This is a genomic window from Phenylobacterium sp. (assembly GCF_031412415.1).
GTDB lineage: Bacteria > Pseudomonadota > Alphaproteobacteria > Caulobacterales > Caulobacteraceae > Phenylobacterium.
In genome coordinates, this window is the sequence record NZ_JANOCX010000228.1 from 1 (window position 1) to 3,775 (window position 3,775).

Below are 3,775 nucleotides of genomic sequence, written 5' to 3' on the forward strand. Positions count from 1 at the left end.
AAGGGCGCGGCCGACGCGGTGCGGTGCGCCGCGGCCAGCCGCCAGGTCGACCTGACCGGTTTGGCCGCGCCGGTGACGCTTTGGTACGGCGAGGACGATCCGATGCAGGACGTCGGAGAGGTCGTCGCCTGGCTGGGCGACCACATGGATCATCTGCGCATGTTCCCCGACATCGGCCGTTTTCTTGGGCACAAGCACTGGGCGGAGGTGCTGGGTTGGCTCGCGGATGGATGAGTGGCGAACGCACCGGCGCGTCACGCAGGTTTCGTTGGCGGCGACCTCGGCCGACGTCTAGGTTACCGGTGATAATTTGAGGCGTATGCAGGGCGAGATGAGCGTGACGGTGTCGCGGGGCGAGCGCCCTGCTTGCGGATCGGCGTCGTGACCCCGGCGCGGCTGGCCCGGCGGGGTGCCTATCATGTGGGCAATGTGCGCACGCAACTGCTGGCCGCCGCGCGCGACATCCTGGCCGAGAGCGGTCGCGGCGCGCTCAGCCTGCGGGCCATCGCCGAACGGGCGGGCGTCGCGCCCGGTACGGTCTACTATCACTACGTCGACAAGGCGGCCCTGCTGGCCGGATTGGCGGTGGACGGCTTCCGCCAGCTCGCGGAGGCCATGCGGGAAGCCTACGCCGCCGACAGCGGTGGGGGCCTGCGGTCCACCGGGGCGGCCTATCTCAATTTCCTGCGGGATAAGCGCGAGCTTTACGAACTGATGTACGAGGCGCGCGACACGGGTCGCGAAGACGTCGCGGCGGCTGAGGGGGAGGCCATCGCCGTCTCGCGCGGCGCGATCATGGCCGACTTCAAGGGGCTCTACCCGGAAGACATGGCCCAGGACATGGCCGAGGCGATCTGGGCCTGGGGCAGGGGCATCGCCGCTGTCGGTCTCGCCCGCGGGGCGGACGGCGCCGACCGCGGCGACGAGGCGGTTCAGGCCGCTGTGCGCGGTCTCACAGCCCTCATCGCCCGCGCGTGATGAAAGACACACATCCGACAGGAAAGGACATCGTAAAGCTTTTCTCCCTATTCGAACACTGTTCGAGAATTTCAGCGTCGGTACATTAGGCACTCGCGACGGGCGGCATAACGCCCGCGTCTGGCTGGGAGGTAACATTGCTAAATCAACCCCTGCGTCTGCGCAGCTTCTTCGTCATGGGCGCATCGATCGCCGCCCTCACCGCCGCGGCCGCTCCGGCCTTAGCGCAAGACACCGGCTTCACCATCGAGGAACTGGTCGTCACCGCTGAAAAGCGCGAGCAGAGCCTTCAGGACGTCCCGGTGGCCGTCACGGCCTACACCAGCGAAAAGCGCGACCTGCTCGGGGTCGCCACGGTCGAGGACCTAGCGCGGATCACGCCCAGCCTCAGCTACACCAACAACGACCGTCTCTCGATCCGCGGCTTCGGCCGCCTGACCAACGCCATCGGCACCGACCCGTCGGTCGCGCTCTACTCCGACGGTATCTTCTCGAACTCGATGGCCGACAGCTCGACGCCGTCGCTGTTCATCGAGCGGACGGAAATCCTGCGCGGTCCGCAAGGGACCCTGTACGGCCGCAACTCCATCGGCGGCGCGCTGAACATCATCTCCAAGCGCCCGAGCGACGAGTTCGAGGGCGAGGTCCGCGCCACGGTCGGCAACTTCGGGACGCACCGCGTCGACGGCATCGTCAGCGGCCCGGTGACCGAGGGCCTGCGCTACCTGCTGGGGGGGTCGATCGACCGCCGCGCCAAGGGTTTCATCGACAATAACGGCCCCGCCGGCGACACTGGCGGCGTCGAACGCTACATCATCGAGGCCCAGGTCGAGGCCGATCTCGGCGAGAACGTCGTGGCGCGCCTGCGCTATACGAAGTTCGACTGGGACGACAGCTACGGCGTCGGCAACATCCTTGAGAGCAACATCTCGCCCTATGACACGGCCACCGCCGTGGGCCTGGGCAACCCTGCGCTCTACTACAACGCCACGCTTGGCTTCACCGGGACCAACCCGGCGATCGCCGACCCCTACGAGATCAACACCAACCGCACCAACTACGGCAAGCTCAGCAACCACAACCGGCTGCACTTCGACCTGACCTGGGATCTCGAGGCGGTGACGGTCAAGTATCTGGCCGGCTACCAGTCCTATGTCTACGACACCGGCGGCGACCAGGACGGCACGCCGCGACTGGGCAATTTCAATGTCCCGCTGTCGGCGACCGCCACGGCGGCGAACGTCTCGCCCGACCAACAGTTCTTCTACCAGGAGCGCCAGAAGTGGTGGTCCAACGAGTTGAACATCTCGTCGAACTCGGACGGCCCGCTGCAGTGGATCGTCGGGGTCTATCAGTACCACCAGATCTACGACCAGCCGCAGGGCCTGCGGGTCATCGGCGATCCCACGCTGCTCAGCCCGCTCAGCCTCGCCACCGGCGGCCTCGCGCCGCCGAACCCCCAGGGCAACTACCTGAAGGTCGACGGGCATCTGGAAGTGGATTCGTGGGCCACGTTCGGCCAGATCGACTACGAGCTCTCCGATACCTGGAAGCTCACCGCCGGTCTCCGCTACACCAAGGATGAGAAGCAGGGCACCGACTTCGCCCGCTACGTTTCGCGTTCGCCCACGACCACCGCTGTCCTTGGCGCCGGCGGCGTTCCCGCCGCGGCGGGCGCCAACCTGGCCGTCGACTTCACCACCTTCGTGGTTTGCGGCGGGCCGACCATCGCCACCTGCCTGGCCAATCCGCTCTACGCCAACCTGCGCCAACTCTCGACGGGCGGGCTCGAGCGCGACTTGTCGGGCGAGTGGGACGCCTTCACCGGCACCTTCGGCATCCAGTGGCAGCCGGACGGCGACACCAACGCCTACGCCCGCTACAGCCGCGGCTACAAGTCGGGCGGCTGGCTGGCCTCCAACGGCCTCACCCCGTTCCCCTACGCCGACCCGGAGTATGTCGACAGCTACGAGCTGGGCCTGAAGAAGACCTGGGGCGGTCGCCTGCAGGTCAACAGCGCCCTGTTCTTCTCCGACTATAAGGGCTTCCAGACCCCGCTCACCGTGGTCCTGAACTCGACCACCGGCTCGACAGGTTCGCAGTTCCTCAACCTCGACGCCGAGGTCTGGGGCTTCGAGTTCGAAGGCCAGTGGGCGCCTATCGACAACCTCATCCTGTCAGGCAGCTACGCCTATCTGAACACCGAGATCGTCGAGGGCTGCTGCTTCGTCGACACCACCGACCCGCGCGCCTTGCAGCCGGGCGCCCGTCCCACCGGCGTGACCCTGCCCAACGGCAACAAGCCCCAGACCCTGGTCGGCAACAGCCTGCCGCTCACTCCGGAGCATAAGTTCACCCTGGGCGCCAACTACACCTGGCAGTTCAGCCCCGGTTCGCTGACGGCCGGCGCCACCTACACCTATACTGGCGACCAGCAGACCTCGATCTGGGCGAGCCCGCTGTTCACTTCGCCGTCGAACGAGATCATCGACGCGCGCCTGCTCTGGAAGGACGCCGACGATCGCTTCACGGTCATCGGCTTCGTGAAGAACCTCACCGACGAGGTCGCGTATCAAAGCTCGACCCCGACGGTGCCTTCGCCGCAGATCGGCAACCGCCGCACCGTCAAACTGAACTTCCCGCGCACCTACGGCGTGGAGCTGCAGTACCGCTTCTAGGTTCGACCTGCCCTGAACCCACGGAAGGCGCCACGGGAAACCGTGGCGCCTTTTCCCGTTTTTGTTCAAATCGTTCGGCATAGTCCGGATGGGTCATGCGACGCAGCCGCCACCCGTGG

At 66.6% G+C, this 3,775-nt stretch carries 3 protein-coding genes; all 3 read left to right on the forward strand.

From position 1 onward, the window contains the following. Nucleotides 1–234, forward strand: a 234-nt coding sequence (locus RMO04_RS11245; RefSeq protein ID WP_309644878.1) for a hypothetical protein, incomplete at its 5' end; no start/stop codon positions are given. 132 nt (nt 235–366) lie between these two features. Then, nucleotides 367–978, forward strand: a complete 612-nt coding sequence (locus RMO04_RS11250) for a TetR/AcrR family transcriptional regulator (RefSeq protein ID WP_309644879.1) — start codon at nt 367–369, stop codon at nt 976–978. Nucleotides 979–1,115: 137 nt separating this feature from the next. Beyond that, entirely contained in the window at nt 1,116–3,656 is a 2,541-nt protein-coding gene (locus RMO04_RS11255; RefSeq protein ID WP_309644880.1) for a TonB-dependent receptor domain-containing protein, read from the forward strand. Nucleotides 3,657–3,775 lie beyond the last annotated feature (119 nt).